This is a genomic window from Polaromonas sp. P1_G4 (assembly GCF_056405475.1).
Genome location: NZ_JBFUCA010000912.1, coordinates 1 through 957 on the forward strand (window position 1 = coordinate 1; position 957 = coordinate 957).

A 957-nucleotide genomic window follows, 5' to 3' on the forward strand; every position below is an offset into this window, starting at 1 on the left:
CACAGGGGCTGCCTGCCTGACGATGCAATGGCACCACGGCAAGGGTAAAGTCCACGCCGTTGGCCACCAACCTGATCAGGCTGCGTTTTCCGGCAACTGCTTTGCCCATGGCAATCTGGAAGGCCTTGGCATCTGCCTGCATGAGGACCTTCAGCTCTCCCCTGTCCACCCCCAACACAACAGAGCGCTCAAGTTCGCGCCGCGCGATTTGATTCGCGTGCAAAATCCGCCCCTGGGCGCTGACAACGAACACCCCGTGCGCCAGCTCATCGACCAGCAGGGCCAGCAGCGCAGGCGTGGAATCAGACTCGGGTTCCAGCAGAGGCGGCAGAGGTCGGACAGCCTCTAACAGGCTGGTATTGGGCATTGCATAGAGTGTCAAGGGCTTGCTCCATCCTACAAATAGATGAGCATAAAAAGCCCGGGTCAATGTAGATAGTGAATATGCCGGGTCTTTTTTGTGAGAAATTCACATCGCCGGTTGCCGACGGGGGAGGCTTAAGGGGCTGACGGCAAGCGTCGATACGCTGGTTCAAGCCGGATCACTGTCCAGCATGGCCAGGGTAGCGTTCATGACGCCCGGCAAAAATGCCATCTGCACATGGGCCGCGCCGCGAACCAGGCGATTGTCGGCGCCAGGCAAGGTGGCCGTGGAGGTCGGAAACACGATGTTGTCGCAGTTGGAGTACCAGCAGGTAAACAGTGTATGCCGGTGTGCAGGCATCTCATGGTCCAGTTGGGTCTGCCAGTCGGACAGGAGGCGCATCTGGCGCCCATTGTGGCCATGCCCAAACCGGGCCAGCCAGGTTCCGCGGTGCGGTGTGCCGATGGTGACGACATGATGTACCCGGGCTTCGGCCTTCATGCGCTTGAGCCAGGCTCTGGCAGCCAACCCGCCCATGCTGTGGCATACCAGCAAGGGGGCAAGGCCTGTGGCTTGGGTGACCCGCACCACTG

General features: G+C 60.6%; 1 protein-coding gene and 1 pseudogene. Both read right to left on the reverse strand.

Annotation, left to right across the window (positions count from 1 at the left end):
* Nucleotides 1-367, reverse strand: a pseudogene (locus tag AC1D1X_RS24390) (helix-turn-helix transcriptional regulator); the annotation flags it as partial.
* Between the two features lie 165 nt (nucleotides 368-532).
* Nucleotides 533-957 (reverse strand): esterase/lipase family protein (locus tag AC1D1X_RS24395; protein ID WP_477699500.1); only part of this gene is annotated, 425 nt, incomplete at its 5' end.